Source organism: Pseudonocardia sp. ICBG162 (assembly GCF_020496225.1).
GTDB classification, from domain to species: Bacteria; Actinomycetota; Actinomycetes; order Mycobacteriales; family Pseudonocardiaceae; genus Pseudonocardia; species Pseudonocardia alni.
In genome coordinates, this window is the sequence record NZ_JAHLJD010000017.1 from 470,072 (window position 1) to 496,414 (window position 26,343).

25 protein-coding genes are annotated in these 26,343 nt (G+C 74.5%); 14 read left to right on the forward strand and 11 right to left on the reverse strand.

Annotation, left to right across the window (positions count from 1 at the left end; genetic code table 11):
- Positions 1 to 51: 51 nt before the first annotated feature.
- Both KPL60_RS16310 and KPL60_RS16315 read right to left on the reverse strand, forming a co-directional pair.
- A complete protein-coding gene (locus tag KPL60_RS16310) occupies positions 52 to 825 on the reverse strand; it encodes an ABC transporter permease (RefSeq protein ID WP_226366358.1) in 774 nt (257 codons plus the stop codon).
- Positions 822 to 1,763 (reverse strand): ABC transporter ATP-binding protein, encoded by a 942-nt coding sequence (locus KPL60_RS16315; protein ID WP_226366359.1) that lies wholly within the window; start codon positions 1,761 to 1,763, stop codon positions 822 to 824. The genes KPL60_RS16310 and KPL60_RS16315 overlap by 4 nt, the downstream gene beginning before the upstream one ends.
- 113 nt (positions 1,764 to 1,876) lie before the next feature.
- Between KPL60_RS16315 and KPL60_RS16320 the strand changes: the two genes are divergently transcribed.
- Together KPL60_RS16320 and KPL60_RS16325 are read left to right on the forward strand one after the other, a co-directional pair.
- A complete protein-coding gene (locus KPL60_RS16320) occupies positions 1,877 to 3,001 on the forward strand; it encodes a sensor histidine kinase (protein ID WP_226366360.1) in 1,125 nt (374 codons plus the stop codon).
- Positions 2,998 to 3,726: a response regulator transcription factor gene (locus KPL60_RS16325; protein ID WP_226366361.1), complete on the forward strand. Its 729-nt coding sequence runs from the start codon at positions 2,998 to 3,000 to the stop codon at positions 3,724 to 3,726. The genes KPL60_RS16320 and KPL60_RS16325 overlap by 4 nt, the downstream gene beginning before the upstream one ends.
- A 1-nt stretch (position 3,727) precedes the next feature.
- On the opposite strand, the gene KPL60_RS16330 is transcribed toward KPL60_RS16325, so the two are convergent.
- On the reverse strand, positions 3,728 to 3,922 hold the full coding sequence (locus KPL60_RS16330; RefSeq protein WP_226357985.1) for a hypothetical protein: 195 nt from the start codon (positions 3,920 to 3,922) through the stop codon (positions 3,728 to 3,730).
- A 209-nt stretch (positions 3,923 to 4,131) separates the two neighbouring features.
- Between KPL60_RS16330 and KPL60_RS16335 the strand changes: the two genes are divergently transcribed.
- The 5 genes from KPL60_RS16335 to KPL60_RS16355 all read left to right on the forward strand — a co-directional run bounded on the left by KPL60_RS16335 (position 4,132) and on the right by KPL60_RS16355 (position 8,289).
- A complete protein-coding gene (locus KPL60_RS16335) occupies positions 4,132 to 4,380 on the forward strand; it encodes a hypothetical protein (RefSeq protein ID WP_226357986.1) in 249 nt (82 codons plus the stop codon).
- 49 nt (positions 4,381 to 4,429) lie between these two features.
- The gene (locus KPL60_RS16340) at positions 4,430 to 4,663 is read left to right on the forward strand and encodes a hypothetical protein (RefSeq protein ID WP_226366362.1); all 234 of its coding nucleotides are present in this window, start codon (positions 4,430 to 4,432) and stop codon (positions 4,661 to 4,663) included.
- A gap of 144 nt (positions 4,664 to 4,807) precedes the next feature.
- Positions 4,808 to 6,097, forward strand: a complete 1,290-nt coding sequence (locus KPL60_RS16345; RefSeq protein ID WP_226357988.1) for an aromatic acid/H+ symport family MFS transporter — start codon at positions 4,808 to 4,810, stop codon at positions 6,095 to 6,097.
- A gap of 109 nt (positions 6,098 to 6,206) precedes the next feature.
- Complete coding sequence (locus tag KPL60_RS16350) at positions 6,207 to 7,307, forward strand: LLM class flavin-dependent oxidoreductase (protein WP_226357989.1); 1,101 nt, start codon at positions 6,207 to 6,209, stop codon at positions 7,305 to 7,307.
- Between the two features lie 13 nt (positions 7,308 to 7,320).
- Positions 7,321 to 8,289 carry an AraC family transcriptional regulator gene (locus KPL60_RS16355; protein WP_226366363.1) on the forward strand — a complete coding sequence of 323 codons (969 nt, stop codon included), beginning with the start codon at positions 7,321 to 7,323 and terminating at the stop codon, positions 8,287 to 8,289.
- A gap of 42 nt (positions 8,290 to 8,331) precedes the next feature.
- Here KPL60_RS16355 and KPL60_RS16360 read toward each other — a convergent pair whose 3' ends face one another.
- The 3 genes from KPL60_RS16360 to KPL60_RS16370 all read right to left on the reverse strand — a co-directional run bounded on the left by KPL60_RS16360 (position 8,332) and on the right by KPL60_RS16370 (position 11,790).
- Positions 8,332 to 9,939 (reverse strand): NAD(P)/FAD-dependent oxidoreductase, encoded by a 1,608-nt coding sequence (locus KPL60_RS16360; RefSeq protein ID WP_226366364.1) that lies wholly within the window; start codon positions 9,937 to 9,939, stop codon positions 8,332 to 8,334.
- A 3-nt stretch (positions 9,940 to 9,942) separates the two neighbouring features.
- Complete coding sequence (locus tag KPL60_RS16365) at positions 9,943 to 10,716, reverse strand: cyclase family protein (RefSeq protein ID WP_224401959.1); 774 nt, start codon at positions 10,714 to 10,716, stop codon at positions 9,943 to 9,945.
- 99 nt (positions 10,717 to 10,815) lie between these two features.
- The gene (locus KPL60_RS16370; RefSeq protein ID WP_226357992.1) at positions 10,816 to 11,790 is read right to left on the reverse strand and encodes an AraC family transcriptional regulator; all 975 of its coding nucleotides are present in this window, start codon (positions 11,788 to 11,790) and stop codon (positions 10,816 to 10,818) included.
- A 151-nt stretch (positions 11,791 to 11,941) separates the two neighbouring features.
- On the opposite strand from KPL60_RS16370, the gene KPL60_RS16375 reads away from it, so the two are divergent.
- The 3 genes from KPL60_RS16375 (at position 11,942) to KPL60_RS16385 (ending at position 15,200) form a co-directional block, all read left to right on the forward strand.
- Positions 11,942 to 12,733 carry an SDR family oxidoreductase gene (locus KPL60_RS16375; RefSeq protein WP_226366365.1) on the forward strand — a complete coding sequence of 264 codons (792 nt, stop codon included), beginning with the start codon at positions 11,942 to 11,944 and terminating at the stop codon, positions 12,731 to 12,733.
- A 5-nt stretch (positions 12,734 to 12,738) separates the two neighbouring features.
- Positions 12,739 to 14,262, forward strand: a complete 1,524-nt coding sequence (locus tag KPL60_RS16380) for an NAD(P)/FAD-dependent oxidoreductase (RefSeq protein WP_226366606.1) — start codon at positions 12,739 to 12,741, stop codon at positions 14,260 to 14,262.
- 98 nt (positions 14,263 to 14,360) lie between these two features.
- Positions 14,361 to 15,200 (forward strand): PaaX family transcriptional regulator C-terminal domain-containing protein, encoded by an 840-nt coding sequence (locus tag KPL60_RS16385; RefSeq protein WP_226366366.1) that lies wholly within the window; start codon positions 14,361 to 14,363, stop codon positions 15,198 to 15,200.
- A gap of 325 nt (positions 15,201 to 15,525) precedes the next feature.
- Here the strand turns inward: KPL60_RS16385 and KPL60_RS16390 are convergent, their stop codons facing one another.
- From KPL60_RS16390 to KPL60_RS16410, 5 genes are all read right to left on the reverse strand, one after another.
- On the reverse strand, positions 15,526 to 15,951 hold the full coding sequence (locus tag KPL60_RS16390) for a RidA family protein (protein ID WP_226357995.1): 426 nt from the start codon (positions 15,949 to 15,951) through the stop codon (positions 15,526 to 15,528).
- A 1-nt stretch (position 15,952) separates the two neighbouring features.
- Positions 15,953 to 17,650, reverse strand: coding sequence for an indolepyruvate oxidoreductase subunit beta family protein (locus KPL60_RS16395; protein WP_226357996.1), 1,698 nt, complete (start codon positions 17,648 to 17,650; stop codon positions 15,953 to 15,955).
- Positions 17,650 to 19,818 (reverse strand): indolepyruvate ferredoxin oxidoreductase subunit alpha, encoded by a 2,169-nt coding sequence (locus KPL60_RS16400; protein ID WP_226357997.1) that lies wholly within the window; start codon positions 19,816 to 19,818, stop codon positions 17,650 to 17,652. Before KPL60_RS16400 ends, KPL60_RS16395 begins: the two co-directional genes overlap by 1 nt.
- Before the next feature lie 134 nt (positions 19,819 to 19,952).
- Positions 19,953 to 20,213, reverse strand: a complete 261-nt coding sequence (locus tag KPL60_RS16405) for a hypothetical protein (protein ID WP_226366367.1) — start codon at positions 20,211 to 20,213, stop codon at positions 19,953 to 19,955.
- A 38-nt stretch (positions 20,214 to 20,251) separates the two neighbouring features.
- Positions 20,252 to 21,580 (reverse strand): phenylacetate--CoA ligase family protein, encoded by a 1,329-nt coding sequence (locus tag KPL60_RS16410; RefSeq protein ID WP_226366368.1) that lies wholly within the window; start codon positions 21,578 to 21,580, stop codon positions 20,252 to 20,254.
- Between the two features lie 240 nt (positions 21,581 to 21,820).
- Between KPL60_RS16410 and KPL60_RS16415 the strand changes: the two genes are divergently transcribed.
- From KPL60_RS16415 to KPL60_RS16430, 4 genes are read left to right on the forward strand one after another with little or no spacing between them, the layout of a single operon-like run.
- Positions 21,821 to 22,717 carry a fumarylacetoacetate hydrolase family protein gene (locus KPL60_RS16415; protein ID WP_226366369.1) on the forward strand — a complete coding sequence of 299 codons (897 nt, stop codon included), beginning with the start codon at positions 21,821 to 21,823 and terminating at the stop codon, positions 22,715 to 22,717.
- Positions 22,714 to 23,172: a cupin domain-containing protein gene (locus KPL60_RS16420; RefSeq protein ID WP_226358001.1), complete on the forward strand. Its 459-nt coding sequence runs from the start codon at positions 22,714 to 22,716 to the stop codon at positions 23,170 to 23,172. The genes KPL60_RS16415 and KPL60_RS16420 overlap by 4 nt, the downstream gene beginning before the upstream one ends.
- Positions 23,169 to 24,047, forward strand: coding sequence for an acyl-CoA thioesterase II (locus tag KPL60_RS16425; protein WP_226366370.1), 879 nt, complete (start codon positions 23,169 to 23,171; stop codon positions 24,045 to 24,047). The genes KPL60_RS16420 and KPL60_RS16425 overlap by 4 nt, the downstream gene beginning before the upstream one ends.
- The gene (locus tag KPL60_RS16430; RefSeq protein ID WP_226366371.1) at positions 24,044 to 26,338 is read left to right on the forward strand and encodes a bifunctional salicylyl-CoA 5-hydroxylase/oxidoreductase; all 2,295 of its coding nucleotides are present in this window, start codon (positions 24,044 to 24,046) and stop codon (positions 26,336 to 26,338) included. The genes KPL60_RS16425 and KPL60_RS16430 overlap by 4 nt, the downstream gene beginning before the upstream one ends.
- The last annotated feature ends 5 nt before the right edge of the window (positions 26,339 to 26,343 follow it).

The window sequence follows — 26,343 nt, forward strand, 5'->3', positions numbered from 1 at the left end:
GGACCGAAGATCGGCGCCCCGTTCGGTCCCGCGGACCGAACGGGGCCCGCCTCAGCGGTCCCAGCGGAACAACCGGACCGCGCCCACCCCGCCGACCAGCAGCGCGACGACCAGCCCGACGACGGCGCCGGTGTCCGGCGGGACCCCGCGCCACGCCGTCCCGAGCACTTCCGACGTCGCGCCGTAGGGCAGGGTCCGGCCGGTCTCGGCGAGCGGGCCGGGCAGCTTCCGCGGGTCGCCGAGCATGCCGCCGAGCAGCCCGGTGCCGAAGAACAGCAGGACCCCGCCCGCGACGGCCGCGTTCGCCGTCGGGGCCAGCGCCGCGACCAGCGCGCCCACCGCGAAGAACGCCGCCGTGGCCAGGACCAGCCCGCCCAGCGCCGCCCACGGCGCGGCGGGCATCCGCGCGCCGTACACCGGCACCGCGACCGCCAGCGCGACGCCGACACCGGCCGCGACCTGCCCGACCCCGACCACCGCCTGCGCCACCAGCACCGGGACCGGGCCCGCCGGGGTGACCCCGAGCCGGCGCAGCACCCCGCTGCGCCGGTAGGCCGCCACGAAGCTCGGCACGTTCACCATGCCGACCAGGGCGAGCACCGTGGCGATCGCGATCGGCAGCCCGACGACCTCCACCACCGAGCGGTCGCCGAGGACGTCCGGGGGCAGCTCCGGCGCCGTCGCGCCGACCATCACCAGGATCAGCAGCGGCAGCACCAGCGGGACCACCAGGCCCGCGGTGTCCCGGACGACCATCCTGAGCTCCGCGACGACGAGCGCCCGCCACCCGGCGAGCGGCAGCCCGGACCGGACCGGGGCGCTCACGCCGCCACCTCCCCCGCCGTCGCCGGGCGGTCCCCGCGGCCCCGGTCCCCGGTGAGCGCCAGGAACGCCTCGTCGAGACCGGGGCGCTCGGCACGCAGCCCGGTGGCGACGACACCCTGCCGGACCAGCTCGGCCCCGACCGGGCCCAGCAGCCCGCCCCCGCCGGTCACGGTGACGTCGTGCCCGACCCGGGACACCTCCGCGACGCCGGGCAGGGCGAGCAGCCCGGCCCGGTCGAACCCGGCGTCGGTCCGGAACCGGACGTACTCCCCGAGCCCGGCGGCCGCGACGAGCCCGGCCGGGGTCGCGTCGGCGACGACCCGGCCCGCGTCGAGCAGCAGGACCCGGTCGCAGAGCCGTTCGACCTCGTCCATCCGGTGGCTGACCAGCAGTACCGCGACACCGTCGGCGGCGAGGTCGCGCACCAGGTCGAGCACGGTCTCCCGGGACGCCGGGTCCAGGCCGGTGGTCAGCTCGTCGAGGACCACCACCCGGGGCGCCCCCACCAGCGCGAGCGCCACCGACAGGCGCTGCGCCTGGCCGCCGGAGAGCCGGTCGAAGCGGGTCCCGGCCTGCGCGGACAGCCCGACCGCGTCGAGCAGCTCCGCCGGGTCCCGCCCGGTGCGGTGCAGGGACCGGTGCAGGCCGACGAGCTCGGCGGCGGTGAGCATGTCGTGCAGGGCCGCCTCCTGCAGCTGCACCCCCAGGACCGCGCGCACGGCGCGGCGGTCGCGGCGCGGGTCGAGCCCGAGCACCCGCACCGTGCCGGAGTCGGGGGCGCGCAGCCCCGCGACGCACTCGACGGTCGTCGTCTTGCCGGCTCCGTTGGGTCCGAGCAGCCCGACGACCGACCCCGCGGGCGCCGACAGGTCGACCCCGTCGGCGGCCACCGTGTCGCCGTAGCGCTTGTGCAGCCGGTGCACCTCGATCGCATCCATGCCGTCCACGGTGGCGGCCGGGCGGGCGCCGGGGTCAGTGCCGGACGTCGTGACCCCGGACCATGACTTCCGGCACCGGTGCCCGCGCCGCACCGTGCCCTACCGTGTCCGGTATGCGCCGGATCGACCCGAACGTCGTGGCCGGGCTCATCATGACCGTCCTGTGCGGCATCCTCGCCGTCCCGGTGGCGCTGGAGCAGGCCGCCGGGACGGCGAGCCCCCTGGGCCCGCCGTGGCTGTGGTGGGCCGCCTACGCCGCGTTCCTTCTCGCACTGGTGGTGGGAGGCTGGCTGGACGAGGTCGTCGGGGTGGTCGCGGCCCGCGCGCTGCTCGCGCTGATGGTGCTCGCCTCGGCGTCGCTGGTCCTGCTCGGCGCGCAGTTCGGCTGGCTGCCGATCTTCCTGGTCGTCACCGCGTCCGTCTCCACCTACCACCTGCGGGGCCCGGCGACCGCCGCGATCGTCGTCGGCAACGTCGGGGTGGCCGCCGCGGCGACGCTGGTCGCGGGCGGGTCGGTGCAGGTCGCGGCGGTCACCGGCGCGATCTACCTGCTGCTGCAGAGCGCCTCGGTGCTGCTCATCGTGGCGCTGCACCGCGAGGAGGCCTCGCGACGACGCCTCGCCGCCGCGCACGCCGAGCTCGCGGCCGCGGGCGCCGCGCTCGCCGAGACCAGCCGGGCCCAGGAGCGGCTGCGGATCTCCCGGGAGCTGCACGACCTCGTCGGACACCAGCTCACCGCGCTCGCCCTGGAGCTGGAGATCGCGACGCACACCGGCGACGACCCGGGCGGGCACGTCGCGCGGGCCCGTGCGCTGGCCGGTGACCTGCTCGCCGACGTCCGCACGACCGTCGGGCAGCTGCGCAGCCGCGCCCCCGACCTGGCCGCCACCCTGGAACGGATCGGCGAGCAGCTGCCCCACCCGGTGGTGCACGTGCGCGTCGCCGACGGGGTCGCCGCCGACGAGGAGCGCACCCTCGCGGTGGTCCGCTGCGTGCAGGAGATCCTCACCAACGCCATCCGGCACGGCGACGCCGACACCGTGTGGATCGACCTGTCCCCCGTGCCCGGCGGCGGTCTGCGGCTGGCCGCCCGCGACGACGGCCGTGGCGCCGCCGCCGGCGCGGTCCCCGGCAACGGGCTGCGCGGCCTGGCCGAGCGGGCCGGGGCGTTCGGCGGGTCGGTCGACTGGGGCCCGGCCGCACCGCGCGGGTTCGCCGTGACCGCGGTGCTGCCGTGAGGGCCGGTGCGGGCCCGGGCGGTGCCGGACCGGGGGCCACGACGGTCCGCGTCGTGCTCGTCGACGACCAGACCCTGGTCCGCCACGGCATCCGCGGGCTGCTCGGCCTGGCCGGTGGCGTCGAGGTCGTCGCCGAGGCCGGGGACGGCGCGGAGGGGGTGGCCGCCGTCGCCGAGCACGAGCCGGACGTGGTGCTGCTGGACCTGCGCATGCCGCGTCACGACGGGCTGTGGGCGCTGGCCGAGCTGCGCTCGCGCGGGCTCGACGTGCCGGTGCTCGTCCTCACCACCTTCGACGACGACGAGCTGGTCCTGTCCGCGCTGCGCGCCGGGGCCCGCGGCTACCTGCTCAAGGACGTGACCCTGGACCAGCTCGTCGGCGCGGTGCGGACCCTCGCCGACGGCGGCACCCTGATCAGCCCGGCCGTCACCGACCGGCTGCTGCGGGCGGTGCGCGACGGCCCGCCCCCGTCCGACGACGTGTCCGGTCTCGCCCCGCAGGACCTGTCGGCCCGTGAGGTCGAGGTGCTGCGGCTGCTCGCCGCCGGGCACAGCAACCGCGAGATCGCGCAGGTCCTCGTGCTGGCGGAGGGCACGGTGAAGAACCACGTGTCCAGCGTGCTGGCGAAGCTGGGGACGCGGGACCGGACCCGCGCGGTGCTGCGGGCCCTGCACCACGGCCTGCTCGACCCGCCACGGGGACGGGACGAGCAGGACGGGGCCTGACTCAGTCGTCCGACGGCGGCGCGGCGGTGGTGTCCTCCCCGACCAACGGCGGGTCGTCGGGCAGCACGCCCGGCTCGGTGCCCGCCTCGTCGGCGGTGCGGCCGGGTGCCTGCCGTTCCACCGTGTTCTGCTCGGTCTCGAACTGCTCGCCTGCCGGGTCGGGTGCGTCCCGGGGGTCCTGGGCATCGTTGTCCATGCCCCGGTCGTACCCGCCGGACGGGGCGTCACGCGGTCCGTCTCAGAACGAGACAGGGTGTCATGATCGCGCTCCGTGGTCGCGGGTTCACCCGTCCCGACGCGATTGAGGTGCCCGCTCCCGGGGTAACCACCCCTCGGCCGGGTGAAGATCGACGGAAGGATCGTCATGACCGACACGCAGATGGGTATCCGTTCCGGACTCCGTTCGTGTCGTCGTCGGACGTGCACCTGCCGCCGGTCCGCCGGTGGCCTGCGGTGACGCCGGACCTCGCCCGGGCCACCGACGCCGTCAGCCGGCTGCTCGACGAGCTCGGCCCGGCCATCAGCCGCGACGCCGTGGTCGCCGCCGTCGCGCAGGCCTGCGACGACCTGCGGGGCAGCCCGGTGGGCGCGCTGCCCGAACTGGTGGAGCGCCTGGCCCGGGTCCGCCTGGACCAGCCGACCGTCGGACTCTGAGCCTCCCGCTGCCGGTATGGGCCTCGCGGGGTCCGGGTATCCCCGTCGAGTGAGTGACGACGAGAACGACACCGGACGCGCGAGCCCCCCGATCGACCCGGAACGTGCGCTCGACGAGCTCGAGGAACGGGTGCTCGGCCAGCGGATCGACGCCGGGGACACCGAGGCCGACCGCGAGGAATCCGCGGACACCACGTCCGAGGGCGCGGCCGAGCCGCAACCCGTCGGGGGAGCCGGGGAGCCGGACGACGCCGGGACCGGGGTCGACGCCCCGACCGACTGACCCGGCACCCCGCCGGTGCGGGGCCGTCCGGGGCCGGACACAGCGCGACCGGACCCGGACACGGTTCGTCATGCCCGGATGGTGACGCGCGGCACGTAAGCGACATAAGGTGCGTCCTCGACGAAGCCGTCCGAGGAGGTACGCATGACCGACGTGTCCGACCGTTCCGCACCACCCGGTACCGGGACCCGCTCCCGCGCCTGGGTCATCGCGCTGTGCTGGACGGCGATCGTCGTCGACGGCTACGACCTCATCGTCTACGGCACCGTGCTGCCCACCCTGATCTCCGGCGAGTGGGCCCTCGACGCGGGCACCGCGGGCTGGATCGGGTCGCTGGCGCTGGTCGGCATGCTCGTCGGCGCGCTGCTGGCCGGGACGGTCACCGACCGCATCGGGCGGCGGCGGCTGATGATCCTCTGCATCGCCTGGTTCTCGATCGCGATGGCGCTGTGCGCGCTCGCGCCCTCGCCGGAGGTGTTCGGGCTGCTGCGCTTCGTCGCGGGCGTCGGGCTGGGCGGGGTGGTGCCGACCGCGATCGCGCTGACCGTCGAGTACGCCCCCGCCGGGCGGCGCAACGCGGCGAACGCGCTGATGTTCTCCGGCTACTCCGTCGGCGGTGTCGTCGCGGCGCTGTCCGGGATCGTGCTGCTGGAGCAGCTGGGCTGGCGGGCGCTGTTCTGGATCGGCGCCGGGGTCGGCGCGGTGTTGCTCGTCGTCGTCGCCGTGGCGCTGCCGGAGTCGGTGTCCTACCTGGTCGGGCGGGGTCGCCGCGAGGAGGCGGCCGCGCTGGCCGCCCGCTACGGGATGCCCGTCCCCGGCGACGCCCCGGCCGGCACCGGCCGCGCCGGGCTGCGGGCGCTGCTCGACCGCCACCACCTGCGCGGGACGCTGCTGTTCTGGGTCGGCACCGGGTTCGGGCTGCTGCTGGTCTACGGCCTCAACACCTGGCTCGCCCAGATCATGCGCCAGGCCGGCTACCCGCTGGGCGGGGCGCTGGCGTTCCTGCTGGCGCTCAACCTCGGCGCGATCGTCGGGGCACCGCTGCTCGGGGCGCTCGCCGACCGGGTCGGGCCGCGCCCGGTCGTCACCGGCATGTTCCTCACCGCGGCGGCGTCGATCCTGCTGCTGATGAACCGCTTCCCGACGCCGGTGCTGCTCGGCCTGATCGCCGTCGCCGGGGCCTGCACGATCGGCACGACGATCATCGTCAACTCCTACACCGCCACCTTCTACCCGGAGCACCTGCGCGCCGCCGGACTCGGCTGGTCACTGGGGATCGGCCGCATCGGAGCCATCGCGGGCCCGCTCTACGGCGGCGTCGTGATGGCGACCGGGGCCGGGTTCGCCGCGAACTTCCTCGCCTTCGCGATCCCCGCCGTACTGGGCGCGATCGTCATGGCGCTGGTGCCGCGGGGTGCCGCCACGCAGACGTAACAGTGGGTGTGCGCGGTCCGGCCAGCGGCCGCGCGGATCGGATCGTGGAGTGGGTGCGACGCCGCCCACACTCGCCGCACCACTCCACGACCCCATCCCAGGAGCGACCATGGTCAAGCCCGTCGCGGACGGCAAGGGCTTCAAGCTCGGGCTGTTCTCCGCCAACTGTTCCTCCGGCCTCGCGGTCACCCGCGTGCCGGAGCGCTGGTCGGGCAGCTGGGAGGACAACCTCCGGCTCGCCGAGCTGGCCGACGAGGTCGGGATCGACTTCCTGCTGCCGATCGCCCGCTGGATCGGCTACGGCGGCGAGACCAACTTCCACGAGGGCGTCCTGGACCCGACGACGCTGGCCGCCGCGCTGCTCGCCCGCACCCGGCGGATCACCGTCTTCGCGACGGTGCACACCGCCTTCCACCACCCGGTCGTCGTCGCCAAGCAGCTCGCGACCGCCGACCTCGTCGGGCAGGGGCGCGCCGGGATCAACATCGTCGCCGGCTGGAACGAGCCCGAGTACCGGGCTCTCGGCGCGACCCTGCCCACCGACCACGACGCCCGCTACGAGCTGGCCCAGGAGTGGTGGGACGTCATCCACCGGATCTGGACCGAGCAGGGCCGCTTCGACCACGAGGGCCGCTTCTTCCGGCTCGAGGGGGTCGAGGGCATGCCGAAGCCGCACGACGGGCCGCTGCCGGTGCTCAACGCCGGGTCGTCCCCGCAGGGCCGCGACTACGCCGCCCGCAACGCCGACGTCGCGTTCACCGTGGTCGGCGGGCCCGAGGACGGTGCGGCGATCGTGTCGGGCATCCGGGACCGCGCCCGCGAGCAGTACGACCGCCGGGTCGGGACGTTCACCCTCGGCCACGTCGTCTGCCGTCCCACCCGCGCCGAGGCCGAGGACTACCTGCGGTACTACGCCGACGAGAACGCCGACTGGGCCGCGGTGGAGAACCTGATGCGGCTGCAGGGGATGCACGCGCAGTCCTTCACCCCCGAGATGCTGGAGACCTTCCGGCACCGCTTCGCCGCGGGGCACGGCTCCTGCCCGCTCGTCGGCACCCCCGACGAGGTCGCCGACCGGATCGTCGCCTTCCACGAGGCGGGGTTCGCGGGTATGACGTTGTCGTTCGTCGACTACCTCGGTGAGCTGGGATACTTCGCCCAGGAGGTGCTCCCCCGGCTCGAGGCGCGGGGCATCCGCCTCCCGGTCTGAGCCGGAGGTGACCGTGACCGAGCCGTCGTCGCCCGCCCTGCCGGCGCGGCGCAGCGACCGCCTCGCCGAGCTGCGCGACGAGGTCGCCCAGGTCACGGTGGTCCACGAGATCGGTGTGCGCCGCGGCCGTCCCGACGGGGCGGTCGCGGTCGCCGGGCTCGACGGCGTCAACGTCGCGTTCGTGCGCTACGGCGCCGAGGTGACCGTCGACGCCTTCCCCACCCGCAACCGGTTCGCCCTCACCGTGCCGCTGGGCCCGATGCGGGTGCGCGCCCCCGGCATCGCCGACGGCGGGATCGTGCCCGGGCCGTTCGTGCTGGCCGCCGACGCGCACACCCTGATGGAGCCCGACCCGGTCGCCGGGGCGCTGGTCGTCTCGGCCGGTGCGGGGCGACTGGAGGAGCAGCTGGCCGCGCTCACCGGGCGCCCGCCCGGGCACGCGCTGCGGTTCCTCCCGCCGGGGGCGGCGACGCCGGCCGCGCCGCCGTCGCTGCTCGACCAGGCCTGGCGCACCACGTGCGCGGTGCTCACCGAGTGCGGCGGGCGGCCCGCGCCGCTGGTCCGCCGGGTGCTGTCGGAGCAGCTGCTCACCGCGGTGCTGCTGCCCCAGCCGCACACGGCGTCGGACGCGTTGCGCGACGAGGCCGCCGCCGGGCCCGCCGACGCCGTCGACCGGGCGCTGGCCTGGATCGAGGCACACCACGCCGAGCCGGTCACCGTCGCCGACATCGCCCGCGCCTCCGGGGTCGGTGTGCGACGGCTGCAGGAGGAGTTCCGCCGCCGGCTCGGCACCGGCCCGGCGACGGCGCTGCGGGAGGTCCGGCTGGCCCGGGCGCACCGGGTGCTCGTCGAGGACGGGCACGCCCCGGTCTCCGACGTCGCGTACGCCTGCGGTTTCGGCCACCTGGGCCGGTTCGCCCACGACTACCGCGACCGCTACGGCGAGCTGCCCTCGAAGACCGCCCGGCGTCGTCGCGGGTGACCGCTCCTCCGATCTCGGCGGGATCGGAGGAGCAGCGTCGGGTCAGCGCCCGGTGAGACGCCCGCGGAGCCGGGCCACCGGCCCCGGGGTCGCGAGCCGGTCGGCGACCAGGAACCCCGACGCCCCGCCCAGCCCCGGGCCGGGGTGGGTGGACGCGCCGATCTGCCACAGCCCGGGCACCGGCGTCGCGTGCCCGCCGGAGGTGGGCAGCGGGCGCCACCAGAAGTTCTGGTCCAGCTCGGCCGACCCGGCGTAGGGGTCCCCGCACAGTGCGTTCGGGTTGTGCGCGGTGATCGCGGTCGGGTCGAGCACGTCGACCCGGCCGACGAGCTCGCGCAGGCCCGGCGCGTGCGCGGCGACCCGGTCGAGGACGCGCTCGGCGTAGCCCTCGGCGAGCTTGCGGTCCCAGCCGTCGGCGGTGTCCAGCTCGCCCGCCGCGTCGCCGACCGGGGCGAAGGGCAGCTCCTGGAGCTGCAGCCACAGCGCGGCGGCACCCTCGGGGACCCGGGTCGGGTCGAGCACGTGCTGCTGCCCCACGACGACGGTCGGCCGGCGCGGCAGCAGCCCCGCCTCCGCCTCCGCGCAGGCGATCCCGGTCGAGGACGAGCCGTCGGAGACGTGCACGAGCGGCACCCCGGCCAGCCGGGCGTCGGCCCACGGGACCGGCCCGGACAGCGTCACGTGGATCTGCATCGCGGCGCGGCCGGGGCGGTAGCGGGCGGCGGCCTCGGCCACCGGCGGGGGCACCACGGTGGGCGGGAGCAGCGAGCCGTAGAGCGCGGGCGGGGTCACCGAGGCCAGCACCGCACGGCGCGCCCGGAACGCGAACCCGTCGCCGGCGACGCCCGTCGCGCGCCCGGACCCGACCGTGACCCGCTCGACCCGGCGGCCGGTGTGCACGGCGACGCCCAGCTCGTCGAGCAGCCGCTCCCAGGCGGTGAGGAAGTGGCCCGCCCCACCGGCGACGACCGGCAGCCCGGCGCCGTGCATGGTCGCGGCGAAGATCGGGACCATCAGCCCGCCGGACGCGGAGTCCGGGGCCAGGCCCGCGTGCAGCAGCCACGGCGCCCAGAGCCGGTCGGTCTCCGGACCGGCGAACCGCGCGCGCATCCAGGACCGGCCGGAGGTCAGCGTGTCGCGGGCGTAGGTCTCCATCCCGGCGACGCCCGCGGCGCGGGCCAGGGTCGCGACCGGGCCGAGCGTGCCGGGGGCGTGCAGCTCGGAGCCGAGCAGCCCGCCGATCCCGGCGGCGTGCGCACCGAAGCGGTCGATCATGGCGCGGTAGGCGTCGCGGTCGGCGGCCTCGGCGAACCCGGCGACGGTCTCGTCGACCGACCGGTGGGCGAGCGCGACCGAGCCGTCACCCGCGACCGTCGCGGTGAGCGGGCCGTCGGTGTTGGCGTAGGCGAGACCGTGCCGGTGCAGGTCCGCACCGAACGCGGCGTAGGCCGGGCCGGTGACGAACAGCGGGTGCCAGCTCGACCAGGTGTCGCGGACGAACCCGTCCTGCTCCTGGGCGGCGACGAACCCGCCGATCCGGTCGTGGTCGTCGACGAGGGCGACCGACCAGCCGGACCGAGCCAGCCGGGCGGCGGCCGCCAGGCCGTTGATCCCGCCGCCGACGACGACGGCGTCGTACGTGGCGTGCACGGCTCAGCCCTCGACGAGCGCGAGCACGCGCGCCGGGCTGCCCGAGCCGCCGACGATCGGCAGCGGGCACACCACGAGCACCGCGCCGGTCGCCGGGAGCTGGTCGAGGTTGCGCAGGCTGGTCAGGCCCCACTTGTCGGCGCCCATCAGCTCCGAGTGGCACGGGAACGCCGGCTCCAGGTTCGGCGCCTGCCCCGCGTCGGTGCCCACGGTCTCCACACCCAGGCCGGTGATCGGGGTCTCGCGCGCCAGCCACCGCGCGCACTCCGGCGCGACGCCGGGGGTGTGCGGGCCGTTCTCGTCGGCGTTGGCGAAGGCCGCCTCGTCCTCACCGCGGGCGGACCACCCGGTGCGCAGCAGCAGCCAGCCGCCCTCGGGCAGCGGGCCGTTCTCGGCCTCCCACGCCTGCACGTCGGCGATCTGCAGCAGGTAGTCGGCGTCCTTCTCGACCTCGGCGGTCCGGTCGATCACCACGACCGGCGCGACGAGGGTCGACAGCGGCGCCTGCGAGACGTCGAGGCCGTCCTTGCCGGTGATCCAGTGGTTCGGCGCGTCGAGGTGGGTGCCGGTGTGCTCACCGGTGCGGATGTTGTTCCAGTACCAGGCCGGGCCACGGTCGTCGTAGCGGGAGATCTCCTCCAGCTCGAACCGGCTGGTCTGCCCGAAGGGCTCGGGCAGCTCCAGGATCGGCGTCGAGGACTGCAACGGCGTGGTCAGGTCGACGACCCGCACCGATCCGGAACGGGCGGCGTCGAGCAGGGCGGAGAGCACGGACACGGGGACCTCCAGGTCGGGCGGGGCGTGCCGGACAGCTTCGTCGCACCGATGCGTGTGCGGCCATCCGTTGTGCGCGGTGACTGTCCGCGCGGCGTGGGCCTATCCGCGCAGGGTGTCCGACGGCGACTCGCCGAACCGCTCCTTGTAGGCGACGGCGAACCGGCCGAGGTGCCCGAACCCCCAGTCCGCGGCGACCTGCGAGACGGTGCACCGGGTGGGGTCGGCGTCGGCGAGCTCGGTGCGCACCCCGGCGAGGCGGGCGTCGCGCAGCCGCGCGGTCGGCGTGGTGTCGAGGTGGCGGCGGAAGCCCTCCTGCAGGCTGCGCACGGACAGCCCGACGGCCTCGGCGACGTCGTCGACGGTCAGCGGCTCCCGCGCGTGCCCCTCGATGAGCGCCTCGGCCCGGCGGATCACCTTCGGCACCGCGGGTGCCGGGTCGGCGACGGCGAGCAGCTCCTCGGTCGCCGAGTGCGGCACCGCGGCGAGCAGCTGGCTCATCAGCAGCTGCTCGACCTGGGCGCGCAGCACGGGGTGGGTGAGGCCGCCGGGCCCGTCGAGGTCGGTGCGGACCATGTCGACGGTCGAGAGCCAGGACCGTGCCGCCGGCGTCCGCAGGTCGACGCTGGTCGCCAGGCGCAGCGGCTTCGACGGCGGCCGCCCCAGCATGCGGTGCAGCTGGGCGTCCAGTGCCGCGCGCTCGACCCGCACGATCAGCTGCTCGTTGCCGGCCTCCCAGGTCATGTCCAGCCCGGCGTCCGGGTCGGGCACCGACGCCGTCGTGGGGTCGGAGACGACCTCGGTGCCGCCGGTGCGCACCAGCGCCCGGCCCGACAGCGGGATCTGCACCAGGACGAACGAGCGCAGCGGCTGCGGGCGGATCCGCACCGACGCCCCGTAGGACAGGTACGACAGCCCGACCGCCCCGAACCCGGCCGTGTTGAACCGGACCGGCGTCGGGATGCCGCGGTCGACGGGTTCGAGCCGGTGCGGGCAGAACACCTCGCCGACGCGCTCGCGCGCCTCCTCCAGATCGGGCGAGTGCACCCGGCAGAAACCGCTCAGCACCTCGGTCATGGCACCTCCTCGTGCTCGACCCCGGCTCCGTCGTCCCGGCCGCGTCCCCCGGACAGCGACCGCGTGGTGGGGATAGTCACCCCGACTATATAGCCAAAAGATGACTGCCATCACGGGTCCGCTAGATGACCGTTCTGTTTCGGAGGCTCCCATGACTGACCTGCACGGCCGCACGATCCTCGTGACCGGCGGATCCACCCTGGTCGGGCACGGTGTCGTCCGCGCCCTGCACGCCGCCGGTGCGACGGTCGCGATCGCCGACGTCGACGCCGCGGGCGCCAAGCCGCTGCTCGACGAGCTCGGCGGGCGCGTCTCGTTCCACCTCACCGACATCACCGACGACGACGCGGTGTACGCCTGCGTCTCCGCCGTCGCGGCACCGTCCGGCCTGCACGGCCTGGTCAACCTGGCGTGCAGCTACCTCGACGACGGCGCCGACACCGTCCGCGCCGACTGGCTGCGCGCCCTCGACGTCAACCTGGTCAGCACCGTCCAGACGACCCGCACCGCTCGGGCGCACCTCGCCGCGGTCGGCGGCGCGGTGGTCAACCTGACCTCGATCTCGTCGAAGGTCGCCCAGACCGGCCGGTGGGTCTACCCGGCGTCCAAGGCGGCGCTGGTGCAGGTCACCCGCTCGATGGCCATGGACCTGGCCGCCGACGGGATCCGGGTCAACTCGGTCTCGCCGGGCTGGACCTGGTCGAAGATCATGGACGACCTGTCGGGCTCCGACCGCGCGCACACCGACCGCGTCGCCGCCCCGTTCCACCTCACCGGCCGCGTCGCCGACCCGGACGAGGTCGGCGCCGTCGTCGCCTTCCTGCTCTCCCCGGCCGCCTCCGCCGTCACCGGCGCGGACTGGGCCGTCGACGGCGGCTACTCCGCCATGGGCCCGGAGCAGGCCGTCCCCGCCATCCCCCAGCTCGCGACCGCTTCGGAGTGACCACCATGAAGATCGCCGTCGTCGGGGCCGGATTCGCCGGCCTCTCCTCCGCCAAGGTCCTGACCGGTTTCGGTCACGACGTCACCGTGTTCGAGAAGGCGCCGGACGTCGGCGGGGTGTGGAGCGCCAGCCGCCGCTACCCCGGACTGACCACCCAGAACGACAAGGGCACCTACTCGCTGTCGGACTTCCCGATGCCGAAGCACTACCCGGAGTGGCCGAGCGGGCAGCAGGTGCAGGAGTACCTGGAGGCCTACGCCCGCCACTTCGGCATCCGCGACCTGGTGCGCACGGACACCGAGGTGCTGTCCGCCGAGCCGCGCGACGGTGGCGGCTGGACCGTCACCACCGCCGGAGCGGCCGCCGGGGTGGGCGAGTTCGACCACCTCGTCGTCGCGAACGGGATCTTCTCCGAGCCGTTCCTGCCCCCGTTCCCGGGCACCGAGGAGTACCGCGCCGCGGGCGGGCGGTACTGCGCGCCGTCGGACTTCACCGACATCGACGACGCCCGCGACCGCGACGTCGTCGTGATCGGCTACGGCAAGTCCTCCTGCGACGTGGCCGTGGCGCTGGACTCGGTGTCCCGCTCGACGACGGTCGTGGCGCGCGAGCTGCTGTGGAAGATGCCGCGCCGGATCGGCGGTGCCCTGAACTACAAGTACCTGCTGCTCACCCGGCTCGGCGAGGGCCTGTTCCGCTACGCCCACCTGGTCGGCTTCGAGAAGTTCCTGCACGGCGCCGGGCGGGGTGTCCGCAACGGCATGATGTCGAGCCTGCAGAGCCAGATCGTGCGGCAGCTGAAGCTGCAGAAGCTGGGCCTGGTGCCGGACGGGTCGCTGGAGGACATCGCGCGCTCCACGGTGTCGCTGGCCACCGAGGGCTTCTACGAGGCCGTCGCCGACGGCTCGATCACCGTCCACCGGGACACGCTCATCAGCGCGCTCGGTGCCCGCGACGGCAGGCCCGTCGCGATCCTGCAGGACGGCACCGAGGTCCCGGCCGACGTCGTCGTCGCGGCGACGGGGTTCCACCAGCGGGTGCCGTTCCTGTCCCAGGACGTGCGGGACCGGCTGGTCGACGAGCGCGGCAACTTCGAGCTCTACCGCCAGATCCACCCGCACACCGTGGCGGACCTGAGCTTCTGCGGGTACAACTCGTCGTTCCTGTCCCCGCTGTCGGCCGAGGTCGCGGCGCTGTGGATCGGTGTGCATCTGGCGGGCGGGATCGACCTGCCGTCGGTGGAGGAGCGCCGGGCGTTCGTCCAGGAGCGGCTGCGCTGGATGGAGGAGCGCACCGAGGGCAAGCACGCCCGCGGCACGAACATCATCCCGTTCTCCCTGCACAACATCGACGAGATGCTGTCCGACCTCGGGGCGGGCATCGGCCGCCGTCGCCGGTTCGGCGAGTGGCTGCTGCCGGTCGACCCGGGTGCCTACGCCCGGATCACCGCCGACCTGACCGCCCGGCACGCACCGGTCACCGCGGACGCGCCCCGGCCCCGGGCCACCCCGCTGCGGGCCGCGGGGTGACGAGCTCCGCTCCCCCGCGACGCGCCGCACCGTCCTTCCCGGACGGTGCGGCGCGTCGCGCTCGTCCGGGGGTGCGGGCACGCCCGTACGATGTCGTCGTGACGACCGTCGCCGAACCGGACGAGATCCTCGCTCCCGTCCCCCCGCGTCGGCTCATCGTGTCGGTGTACGGGCTCTACGCACGTGAGCGCGGCGGGGCCCTGTCGGTGTCGTCGCTGGTGCGGCTGCTCGGCGGGCTCGGGGTGGACGGCCAGGCCGTCCGCTCCGCGGTGTCCCGGCTCAAGCGACGCGGCCTCCTCGAACCGCAGAAGGTCGGCGGCGCCGCCGGGTACCGGCTGTCCCCCGCGCTGGCCGACGTGCTCGCCGAGGGCGACGAGCGGATCTTCTCCCGCCGCCGCGCCGGCGCCGGGGAGGGCTGGCTGCTGGTGGCCTTCTCGGTGCCCGAGTCGGCGCGCGACCAGCGTCATCAGCTGCGCAGCCTGTTGATCCGGCTCGGCCTGGGCACGGTCGCACCGGGCCTGTGGGTCGCCCCGGCACACCTGGAGGCCGAGGTCTCGCACGCCCTGGACCGCGCCGGTCTGCGCGGCTACACCGAGCTGTTCCGGAGCCGGCACGTCGCCGGCCGCCCGCTGCGGGACACCGTCGCGTCCTGGTGGGACCTCGACGCCCTCGCCGGCCAGTACTCCGCCTTCGTCGCCCGTCAGGAGCCGGTGCTGCACGCCTGGCGGGACGCCGACGGCGAGTCCGAGCAGGCCTTCGCCGACTTCGTGACGCTCGTGACGGTGTGGCGACGCCTGCCCTACCTCGACCCGGGCCTGCCGCTGGAGGCGCTGCCCGAGAGCTGGGTCGGCGACCGCGCCGAGGAACTCTTCGGCGACCTGCGCGCCCGCCTCGCCGGTCCGGCGCGGGAGCACGTCAGCAGCGTCCTGGACGCCTGAGCCGCTCGAGGCCGGCCGTGCCACCTCCGGCACGGCGTGGGCGATCGCACCGTTCACCGGTGAGGGTTTCCGGCGAATTCGCTTACCCGGTAAGCGAATTCGTCGAGGTCGATCCCCGGACCAGCGGCGACGCCGCGGGCCGACGCCGCGAGCGGACGGTCGGCACGCCGGGGACGTCGATGCCGGCCATCCCCTCGGGCGGATTCGCTTACCGGGTAAGCGAGTTCACCCGAACCACCCTGCCCCGGGCCCCGCACACGCCGGAGCGCCGGGCCCGGTGATCCGGACCCGGCGCTCCCGGGGACACCCCCGGCGGGACGGGTGCTCAGACCCGGCGCGCCGCGACCGCCTCGATCTCGATCAGCGCCTCGGGCTGCCACAGCGCGGTGACCCCGACGCCGGTCATCGCCGGGTAGGTCCGCCCGCACAGCTCCTTCCAGATGGCGCCGATCTCCTTGCCGCGGGCCTGGTAGCCGGGCACGTCGAGCAGGTAGATCCGCACCGACAGCAGGTCCCCGGGCTCGGAGCCCGCGGCGCGCAGGGCGGTGACGACGTTGGACAGGGACTGCCGGAACTGGTCGACGATGTCGCCGTCGACGATCCGGCCGGTCGCGTCCATCGCGGTCTGGCCGGAGAGGTGGACGGTGTCGCCGTGGCGGACGGCGTGGGTGAAGCCGGACGGCTTCGCCAGGGTGTCCGGGTTGATGAGCTCGACGTCGGACGCGGTGCCGGTCGTGGTGCCGGTGGTCATGTCAGTGCTTCCTCTTCCTCGACGGAACGGTGGTGGGCAGGCCGGCCCCGGACAGTTGGGCCCGCAGGGCCGCGCCGTCCTCGTCGGCCAGTGCCGCGGAGCGGAGCCGGGCGAGCGTGGCGGCGGCGCCGTCACGGCCGCGCAGCTGCCGTGCCGCCTGGCTGAGCAGGGCAAAGCTGTCGTTGCCGTGGGCGTAGGTCTCGCCGTAGCCCTTGAGGACCTTCTGGCAGACGAGGATCTCCACGGCGAGGTCCGCGTCGGCGGCGACGGTGTCGAGCGCGAGCGCGGTCCAGGCCTCGATCGCCTTCTGCTCCTCGACGAACCGCAGCGACCGCGGCCGCAGGGGCCGCATCCGCGCCATCGTCGCGAGCATCGCGTAGCCGGTCACCGAGGTGGTGTTCAGGACCATGCCCTCGCGGGTGACCCGGTCGACGGTGCGGGTGAACGCCTTCGAGCGGCGCAGCACCTTCCCGAGCCGGTACGGCAGCGTGTCGGTGATCTCCTCGGCCTGTGGGTGCAGGTACTCGCGCACCTGGGACAGCTGCGCCGAGCTCACCCCGGCCTCGTCGCGGACCCGCTCGAGCCGCCGGGCACGGGTCTTCTGCAGCGCGACGTGGATCGTGTCCTGGTAGCACATCCACAGCGCCAGGTGCCGGGCCGCCTCGGTGGTGAGACGGGCGTCGCCGAACGGGTCGGGGTCGACGGCGGCGAACGCGCGGACCCGGTCGAGGTAGCGGGCGGCGTAGTCGAGGTCCTGGTAGACGCCGGTCCGCACGAGCCCGTGCAGGACCGTGGAACGCGCCGCGGCCGGGAGGTCGGCGACGGTGCGGGCGAGCGGGCGCAGGTCCTCCCCCACCAGTGACTCCGGGTCGGTCGCGGCGACGGCGTTGCGCCGCGCCTCCTCGCGCTCCTTGCGCTCCTCGGCGGAGACGGGCCGCGGGCCGATCGCGATGTCGACCGTCGCCGGTGCGCGGGGCGCGGGCGGCGTGGGCGGGGCGGGCGCGAGCGCGGCGGTGGCCGCGTCGAACCCTCCCGCGAACGCGGCCAGGCTCGGCTCGACGCCCTTGCCGGCGTCGCGGATGGCCTGCTCGAAGCGGTCCCGGGAGAAGGGCAGCGCCCCGGACCCGGCGAGCGCCCCGAACAGCGCCGCGGAGATCACGCTGCGGTGCTCCTCGGCGATCGCGGCGAAGTCCGCGGCGACCAGGTGCTGCGCGGCGCGGCCCGCCGCCGCGACGAGCTCGGCGGAGTCGACGCGGCCGTCGCCGAGGTGCATCTTCTCGTCGATGGAGTAGACGCGGTTGGTCGAGGTGATCAGCGTGGTGCGGTCGGGGGTGGCGAAGCCGCGCTGGACCGCGCGGCCGCACTCCATCAGCTCCGAGGCGACGACGACGTCGACCTCGCCGGGCGTCGGGAACACCGACAGCACCGGCTCGGCCCGGCCCGCGCCGTCGGCCGAGTCGGTCCCGGGCACCGGGGGGTGCAGCTCGGCGTAGTAGACGGTCGCCCCGGTCCGCTGGGCGACGCCGGCGACCGAGGTGGTCTGCGCGTGGTAGCCGGCGGCCTCGGCGACGGCGACGACCCAGTCGGCGAGCACCCCGCCGCCCTCGCCGCCCATCGCGAGGATCGCGAGGGTGATCGGGCGGGTCCCGGTGTACCAGGATCCGGTGGGACCCGCCGGTGCGGGCATCACGGTGGGCATCAGGCTGCCTCCATCCGGGCGGCGCGGCGGTCGAGGCCGCGCCCGACGAGGGTGATCCACCAGGACCGGAGGCGGGCGCGGACCCGCTCACCGGCCGTGGGGTTGTCGACGACGTCGGTGCGGTAGAACGACGGGCACAGCACCGCCGCGTGGGCGTTGTTGCCGCAGACCCCGCACCCGACGCAGGAGTCGAGCACGGTCGCGATCGGGTCGGTGCGCAGCGGGTCCGGGTTGTCGGTGATCGTCAGCGACGGGCAGCCGGAGATCCGGATGCAGGCGTGGTCGCCGGTGCAGGTCTCCGGGTCGACGCCGAACCGCTCCCGCACGACACGCTCGCCGCGCTTCAGCTTCGCGGCGCGGTCCTTCTTCACGCGGCGCTGCCGGTTGAGCTGGCACTCCGACTGCATCACCAGCAGCTCGGGCCCGCGTTCCTTGCGGCGGAACGCCTTCAGGAAGGTGTCGCGGACCTTGGCGACGTCGTAGGTGTGGTCGATCGTGGTGGCGTTGGTGATGCCGAGACCACGCGCGGCCTTCTCGATCGGGTGCTTGGTCGAGCGGCGCTCCAGGTCGGCGTGGCTGGACAGCACGTCCTGCCCGCCGGTGGCGGCCGCGTAGTCGTTGTCGACGACCACCATGACCTGGTCGGACTTGTTGAACACGGCGTTCCCGACGCCGGACACGAGCCCGTTGTGCCAGAACCCGCCGTCGCCCATGATCGACACCGGTCGCTTCTCAGCGTCGCCGCCGGCCAGCGCGGCCGAGCCCGCGGCGCCCATGCCGTAGCCCATCGTCGTCGCACCCAGGTCGAACGGGGCGTTGATGGCGAACAGGTGGCAGCCGATGTCGGCGGAGATCTGGTGCTGCCCGGTCTCGCGCTCGGCCAGCTTGAGGCCGGAGAAGATCGGGCGCTCCGGGCAGCCGGTGCACAGGCCCGGCGGGCGCGGGCGCACGACCTCGGCGGCGACCCGCGGCGCGAACGGGCTCGCCGGGTCGGCCGGGTCGCGCAGCAGCGACGGCCGGTGGGTGACGACGTCGGGGGCGTACTTGCCGAGGAACTGCTCCAGGCCGCGGGTGATGACCTGGGCGGTGTACTCGCCGCCCGCGGCCAGCATGTCCTTGCCGTGCAGCACCGTCGGGACGTCGGCGCGGCGCAGGATCGCGTGCAGGTTCTGCTCGATGTAGTCGGGCTGCCCCTCCTCGACCATGATCACCGCACGCTTGCCGGAGCAGAACTCGACGATCTCGGAGTCGACGACCGGGTAGGTCACGTTCATGACGTAGGTCGGGACGCGGGTGCGGCCGAGCGTGTCGGAGGCCCCGAGCAGCTCCATCGACCGGTTCAGCGTGTTGTACAGCCCGCCCTGGACGATGATGCCCACGTCGGAGGCGGTGCCGTCGCCCGGGAACAGCTCGTTGAGACCGTGCTCGCGGATGAACTCGACCGCCCGGGGCCAGCGGTCCTCCAGCTTCTCGCGCTCGTGGGCGAACGACGCGGGCGGCAGCACGATCCGGTCGACGCTGCGCCGCGGGGCGTCCGCGGCCTGGGCGACGGTCATCGGCGGCCGCACGTTGTCCTTGGCGACGAACCCGCCGTGCAGGTGGCAGGACCGCAGCCGCAGCTCCAGGAACACCGGGGTGTTCGACGCCTCGGACAGCGCGAACCCGGACTCGACCGCGTTCACGATCGCGGTGGTGTTGGCGCGCGGGTCGAGCAGCCACATCTGCGACTTCATCGCGAACGCGTGCACCCGCTCCTGCATGATCGAGGAGCCCTCGCCGTAGTCCTCGCCGAGGATCACCAGCGCACCGCCGGTGACCCCGCCGGAGGCGAGGTTGGCCAGCGCGTCGGAGGCGACGTTCGTGCCGACCGGGGACTTGAAGGTGATCGCGCCGCGCAGCGGGTGGTGCACCGACGCCGCCAGCATGGCCGCGGCCGTCGCCTCGGAGGCGGAGTTCTCGAACCGGACGTCGAGCTCGTCGAGGATCTCGCGGGAGTCGCCGAGGACGTCCATGAGGTGCGAGATCGGCGCGCCCTGGTAGCCGCCGACGTAGGCGACGCCGGACTGCAGCAGCGCCTTCGTCACGGCCAGGATGCCTTCGACGTGCAGTGTCTCGCCGGCTCCGGCGCGCAGCTTCTGCACCTCGGCGGCGAAGGACCGTTCGGCCATGGCCGTCCTCTCGTCGTGGTGGTCGTGGTGGTGGGGGTGGTCGTCGGTACCGACGCTAGGCACCGGATCGCGTGGCGCCTATCCCGTGGGCGTGGTCGCTGTCCGATCGGCGCTGCGCGGAGCGCGCCGCGCGGCTACACGCCCAGGTCGGTCAGGTGCTCGAAGCGCAGGCCGAGATCGGTGACGGCGACGGCGACCGGGGCGAGCGCGGCGCGCAGGTTCGCGGCGACGCAGGGCGGAAGGTCGTCGCGGCGCAGCGCGGCGACGATCCGGTCGTAGACGTCGAGCAGGGCCTGCTCGGCGTCGTCGAGCGGGGCGCCGAGCAGGTCCGTCGCCCGGTCGGCGGCGGCACGCGGGGCGGGCGGCGCGGTGGTCGTGGTGCTGGTCGTACTCATGGCGGGCTCCTCGCGGGTCGGGTCGGCGGCGGGCCCGGTCAGACGGCCGGACGCAGGTCGGTGAGCCGCTTGGCCTTCAGCTCGAAGCGGGGCAGCTCCCCGGTCGCGGCGCGGCGCACGTGGAAGCGCAGGCCCTCGTGGGAGTCGGCCAGCTCGGCGGCGACCCGCCCGGACAGCAGGTCCCACCCGGTGTCGTCCACGGTCGCCGCGGGCTCGAGCAGCAGCTCGATCTCGTCGCGGTCACCGGGGCGGGAGATGCGGATCTGGAACTCCTCGACCCCGTCGAAGCCCCGGACGATCGCCTCGACGGCGCCCGGGTAGACGTTCGTGCCGCGGACGAGCTTCATGTCGTCGACCCGGCCGATGATCCCGCCCTCGTAGAGGTCCCAGGTGCGGCCGGAGGTCGTCCGGGAGCCGGGGACCTTCACGACCAGGTCGGCGGTGCGGTAGCGCAGCAGCGGGGTGGTCGAGCGCCCGAAGGAGGTGCAGACCCGCTCGCCGCGTTCGCCGTAGCCGACCTCGCGCCCGGTCTCCGGGTCGATCACCTCCTCCAGGAGGTGGTCCTCGATGACGTGGCAGCCGCCGGGCTGCTCGGCCGGGGTGAACATGACGATCGTCGACACCTCGGTCATGCCCGCGGTGTCGTAGGCCGCCGCGCCCCACTTCCGCTCGATGAGCGCCTTGGTCTCCGGGATGGACCCGGCGGGCTCACCGGAGAGGATCACGCGGCGGACCGGGCCGTTCACCAGGTCGATTCCCAGCTCCTCGGCCTCGGCGGCCAGGCGCAGCGCGTAGGTCGGGGTGGACGCGACGACGGTCGCGCCGAAGTCGTGGATCTGGCGCACCCGCTGGGCGGTGGACTGCGCGCCGCCCGGGATGGTCAGCGCGCCGATCTTCTCCAGCCCGTTGTGCAGGCCCCAGAACCCGATGAACGAGCCGTAGCCGAACGCGACGTAGCCGACGTCGTGCGGGCGGACTCCGGCGCCCCAGAGCGCGTAGCACCACATCTCCGCCGACCAGGACCAGTCCTTGCGGGAGTCCAGCGCACGCAGCGGGGTGCGCCCGGAGGTGCCGGAGGTGGTGTGCAGCCGGATCGCGTCGTGGGCGCCGGTGACCGGCAGCTCGCCGAACGGCGGGTGCGCCTCCTGCGAGGCCATCCACTCCTCGCGGGTGAGGAACGGGATGCGGGCGAGGTCGTCGCGGGTGCGGATCCGGTCCGGGTCGACGCCGGCGAGGGTCCGCCGGTAGTGCGGGCTGCGGTCCTTCGCCCAGGCCAGGACCCGGCGCAGCTTCGCGAGCTGCAGCTCGACCAGCTCCGCGCGCGGCATGAGCTCGGTCTTGGGGTTCCAGAACGGCTGGTCGGTCACGGCGTCCCCTTCTCCCGGCACGAGCCGTATATCGCTGACGTGACGACAGTCATCAGAGCATGCGATCACCGGAGCGGGCAAGCCCCACGCGCACTCCGATCACAGCCGAGATCAGCACGTCATGGCCACGAAACGCGAGCACTGTCCGCATGACGCAGATCGTGCAGGCGCGCTTGCCGAGGCCGTGTTCATCGTGTTTCAGTGGTCACCGTCAAGGACACGACACATCAGGAGGTCGGGATGCGTCTGGCGACCCTGCGGTCGGGCGACGAAACCGTCGCCGCCGTCGCCGCCGGCGAGGAGTGGGTGGTGCTACCCCACCGCGACGTCGGCGACCTGCTCCGCGACCCGGACGGGCTCCGGACGGCCCGCGCGGTCGCCGCCCCGTCCCCCGCGGAGGGCCCCGCCACCCCTGCCGGCGGCCTCGCCGCGGTCGTCCCCCGGCCGTCGAAGATCGTCTGCTGCGGGCACAACTACGCGGGACACATCCGCGAGATGGGCCGCGACCTGCCCGAGCACCCGACCCTGTTCACCAAGTTCGCCGACACCCTCACCGGCCCCGCCGACACCGTGACGCTGCCGGACTGGGCGGGGCGGCCGGACTGGGAGGCCGAGCTCGCCGTCGTCGTGGGCGCCCCGCTGCACCGGGCGACGCGGGACGAGGCGCTGGCCGCCGTCGCCGGGTACACCGCGGCGAACGACCTGTCGGTGCGCGCCTGGCAGCACCACACCGGGCAGTGGCTCCCGGGCAAGGCGTTCGACGCGACCACCCCGCTCGGCCCGGTCCTCGTCACCCCCGACGAGCTGAACCCCGCCGCCGGGCTCGCGCTGACCTGCCGGGTCAACGACGAGGTCGTGCAGTCCGGCGACACCGCGGACCTGGTGTTCGACGCGCCCGCCCTGCTCGCCTACATCTCGGCGTTCACCCGCCTGTCCCCCGGCGACGTCGTGCTCACCGGCACCCCGGCCGGCGTCGGCGCCGGGGCGACCCCGCCGTGGTTCCTGGCCGACGGCGACGTCGTCGAGGTCGCGCTGGCCGGCGTCGGCGTCCTGACCACCCCGATCCGCATCGAGAAGACCGGTACCGCGAACACCGGCACACCGAAGACCGGCACCGAATTCGAGGAGTGCGCATGAGTGAGCAGAGCAAGCAGGACGGCACCGAGCTCGCCTGGTCCGCCGTACCCGTCGTCACCCGCGCCGGGTCCGAGGACACCGGCACCGGCCAGTCCGGTGGCTGCGTCCGCGTCTCGGGCGTGTCGCCGCAGCACACCCCGGCCACCCGGATCTGGTTCGGCCGGGTCTCCAACGAGCCGGGCTACCGCTCGCTGCCGCACCACCACGGCGAGGCCGAGACCGGCGGCTACGTGCTCAAGGGCACCGGCCGGATCTGGTACGGCGAGAACTACGAGCAGTGGACCGAGATGACCGAGGGCGACTTCGTGTTCGTCCCGCCGTTCATGCCGCACGTCGAGGGCAACATGTCGACCACCGAGGAACTGGTGTGGCTGACCTGCCGGACGCCGGACAACATCGTCGTCAACCTCCCCGAGGTCGACGACGCGAGCCTCGAGGGGTACCGCCGCGCATGACCACTCCGATGCCCTCCACCAGCGAGAGGTCCGTCGCCCCGCTGCTCGCGGCGCTGGACCTGACCAAGGACGGGGACGACGCGTTCCTCGCCCACCACCAGGTCATCCCGTCGGGCCGCGCCTACGGCGGCGAGCTCGTCGCCCAGGCCGAGCGGGCCATGACCCTCACCGTCGGCGACGACCGTCGCGTCGCGAACCTGCACGGCTACTTCCTGCGCGCGGGCGACGTGCACACCCGGACCCGTTGGGAGGTCGAGCGCGTCCGCGACGGCCGCGGCTTCTCCCACCGTGCGGTCCGCGGCCTGCAGGGCGGCAAGGAGATCTTCCGGGCGATGGCGCAGTTCGCGGTGCCGGTCGACGGCGCCGTCGAGCACGCCGACACCCTGCCCCCGGAGGCGGGTGACCCGGAGGAGCTGCCGAGCACGGCCGACGTGCTGGTCGGCGCGGACACCCGCGACGCCGAGTACTGGCGGTACCACCGCTCCTTCGACATCCGGCACGCCCCGTCGGCGCTCTACACCACCCACGACGGTGTGCGGGTCGCCCGCCAGACCGTGTGGCTGAAGGCCTGGGAACGGCTGCCCGACGACCCGGCGATCCACCGCAGCGCCCTGGCCTACGTCTGCGACTACACGCTGCTGGAGCCGATCCTGCGCCGCCACGGCGCCGCCTGGGCCGACGACGGCGTCGTCACCGCCAGCCTCGACCACGCCATGTGGTGGCACCACGACGGCCGCATGGACTCCTGGGTCGCGCTGGTCCAGACCTCCCCGGTCGCCACCCGCGGCACCGGGCTCGGCACCGCCCGCCTCTACTCCGCCGACGGCCGCCCGCTGGCCTCGGTCGTCCAGGAAGGACTGGTGAACCTCCCGTGAGCGCCCACTCCATCGCGTCCGTCGGCGGCGGCCCCGGCGGGCTGTTCTCCGCCATCCTGCTGAAGAAGACCGACCCGTCGCGCGAGGTGGTCGTCTACGAGCGCAACCGCGCCGACGACACCTTCGGCTTCGGGGTCGTGTTCTCCGAGGAGACCCTGGACAACATCTCGGCGGCCGACCCGGAGTCCCTCGAACGCATCTCCGCGGAGTTCCGGCACTGGTCGGCGATCGACGTCGACGTCCTCGGCGCCCGCGAGCGCAGCGACGGCCATGCCTTCGCCGCGCTGGAGCGCAAGCGGCTGCTCGGCATCCTCGGCGAGCGCGCCGCGGAGCTGGGCGTGGACGTGCGCTACTGCACCGAGGCGCCCGACCTGGACACGCTGCGCCGCGAGAACGACCTCGTCATCGCCGCCGACGGCGTCAACTCCCGCATCCGCGAGGCCCTGTCGGAGGAGTTCCGGCCGAGCCTGGACCGGCGCACCGCCAAGTACGTCTGGTTCGCGACCACCCGGCCGTTCGACTGCTTCACCTTCCAGTTCGTGGAGACCGAGTTCGGGCTGTTCTGGGCGCACATCTACCCCTTCGACGGGGAGCGCTCCACGTTCATCGTCGAGACCGACTCCGACACCTGGGAGCGCGCCGGGCTCGCCGGGTTCGCCGCCGCCGAGCGGAGGCCCGGCGAGAGCGACGAGCGCTCCCTGCGGTTCTGCGAGGAGGTCTTCGCCGACCTGCTCGACGGCCACGGCCTGATCGGCAACAACTCCGGCTGGCTGTCGTTCGCCGTCATGCGCAACGGGTCCTGGCGGGCCGGGAACGTCGCGCTGGTCGGCGACGCCGCGCACACCGCGCACTTCTCCATCGGCTCGGGCACCAAGCTCGCGCTGGAGGACGCGATCGGCCTGGCCGGCGCGATCGACCGGGAGCCGACCGTCGAGGCCGCGCTCAAGGCGTACCAGGAGGACCGCAAGCCGGTCGTCGAGTCGCTGCAGCGCTCCGCGCAGACCAGCCTGGAGTGGTTCGAGGGCGTCCGCCGCTACCGGCACCTGGACCCCCAGCAGTTCGTGTTCCAGCTGCTCACCCGCTCGCAGCGGGTCACCTACGACAACCTGAAGCTCCGCGACGCCGGCTACGTCGGCCGGGTCGACGCCTGGCTCGCCGACCGGACCCGCGACCAGGGTCTCGAGGTCGAGACCGGCACCCCGCCGATGTTCCACCCCTACCGGCTGCGCGGCATGACGCTGCCGAACCGGATCGTCGTCTCGCCGATGGCGCAGTACTCCGCCGTCGACGGCGTGCCGACCGACTGGCACCTGGTGCACCTGGGCGGGCGCGCGCAGGGCGGCGCCGGCCTGGTCATGACCGAGATGATCTGCACCTCCGCCGACGGCCGGATCACCCCCGGCTGCCCCGGTCTCTACACCGACGCCCAGCGCGACGCCTGGGCCCGGGTCGTGCGGTTCGTGCACGAGAACACCGACGCGAGGATCGGCGCGCAGATCGGGCACGCCGGGCGCAAGGGCTCGACGAAGGTCATGTGGGAGGGCATCGACGAGCCCCTCGACGAGGGCAACTGGGAGATCCTGGCGCCGTCGCCGCTGCCCTACCGGTCCGACAGCGCCGTCCCGCGCGAGGCGACCGAGGCCGACCTGGACCGGGTCGTCGCCGACCACGTCGAGGCGGTCCGCCGCGCCGACGAGGCCGGGTTCGACCTGGTCGAGCTGCACTTCGCGCACGGCTACCTGGTGTCGGGCTTCCTCTCGCCGGTGTCGAACCGGCGCACCGACTCCTACGGCGGCAGCCTGGAGAACCGGGCCCGCCTGGCCCTGCGCATCCTCGACGCCGTCCGCGAGGTGTGGCCCGCCGACAAGCCGGTCAGCGTCCGGATCAGCGCCACCGACTGGGTCGCCGACGGCGGCTTCGACGGCGACGACGCGGTCGCGCTGGCCCCGATGCTGCGTGCGCACGGCGCGGACATCGTCGACGTCTCCACCGGCCAGACCAGCACCGAGGCGAAGCCGGCCTACGGGCGGCTCTACCAGACGCCGTTCGCGGACCGGATCCGTCAGGAGACCGGCGTCCCGACGATCACCGTCGGCGCGGTGTCCAGCGTGGAGGACGCGAACACGATCATCGCGTCCGGCCGGGCGGACCTGTGCGCGATCGCGCGGCCACACCTGGTGGACCCGTACTGGACGCTGAACGCGGCCCTGGACCAGGACTTCCGGGGGCACGCGATCCCGCGGCAGTACCGGTCGGGGCTGTCGGCGCGGCGGCGCGCGCAGGTGCCGTGAGGGCC

Coding starts and splice junctions, on each gene's coding strand:
- KPL60_RS16315 (WP_226366359.1), bottom strand. CDS start 1,763: ATGGATGCGATCGAGGTGCACCGGCTGCACAAGCGCTACGGCGACACG.
- KPL60_RS16320 (WP_226366360.1), top strand. CDS start 1,877: ATGCGCCGGATCGACCCGAACGTCGTGGCCGGGCTCATCATGACCGTC.
- KPL60_RS16330 (WP_226357985.1), bottom strand. CDS start 3,922: ATGGACAACGATGCCCAGGACCCCCGGGACGCACCCGACCCGGCAGGC.
- KPL60_RS16345 (WP_226357988.1), top strand. CDS start 4,808: ATGACCGACGTGTCCGACCGTTCCGCACCACCCGGTACCGGGACCCGC.
- KPL60_RS16350 (WP_226357989.1), top strand. CDS start 6,207: ATGGTCAAGCCCGTCGCGGACGGCAAGGGCTTCAAGCTCGGGCTGTTC.
- KPL60_RS16370 (WP_226357992.1), bottom strand. CDS start 11,790: ATGACCGAGGTGCTGAGCGGTTTCTGCCGGGTGCACTCGCCCGATCTG.
- KPL60_RS16375 (WP_226366365.1), top strand. CDS start 11,942: ATGACTGACCTGCACGGCCGCACGATCCTCGTGACCGGCGGATCCACC.
- KPL60_RS16380 (WP_226366606.1), top strand. CDS start 12,739: ATGAAGATCGCCGTCGTCGGGGCCGGATTCGCCGGCCTCTCCTCCGCC.
- KPL60_RS16390 (WP_226357995.1), bottom strand. CDS start 15,951: ATGACCACCGGCACCACGACCGGCACCGCGTCCGACGTCGAGCTCATC.
- KPL60_RS16395 (WP_226357996.1), bottom strand. CDS start 17,650: ATGCCCACCGTGATGCCCGCACCGGCGGGTCCCACCGGATCCTGGTAC.
- KPL60_RS16400 (WP_226357997.1), bottom strand. CDS start 19,818: ATGGCCGAACGGTCCTTCGCCGCCGAGGTGCAGAAGCTGCGCGCCGGA.
- KPL60_RS16405 (WP_226366367.1), bottom strand. CDS start 20,213: ATGAGTACGACCAGCACCACGACCACCGCGCCGCCCGCCCCGCGTGCC.
- KPL60_RS16415 (WP_226366369.1), top strand. CDS start 21,821: ATGCGTCTGGCGACCCTGCGGTCGGGCGACGAAACCGTCGCCGCCGTC.
- KPL60_RS16420 (WP_226358001.1), top strand. CDS start 22,714: ATGAGTGAGCAGAGCAAGCAGGACGGCACCGAGCTCGCCTGGTCCGCC.
- KPL60_RS16425 (WP_226366370.1), top strand. CDS start 23,169: ATGACCACTCCGATGCCCTCCACCAGCGAGAGGTCCGTCGCCCCGCTG.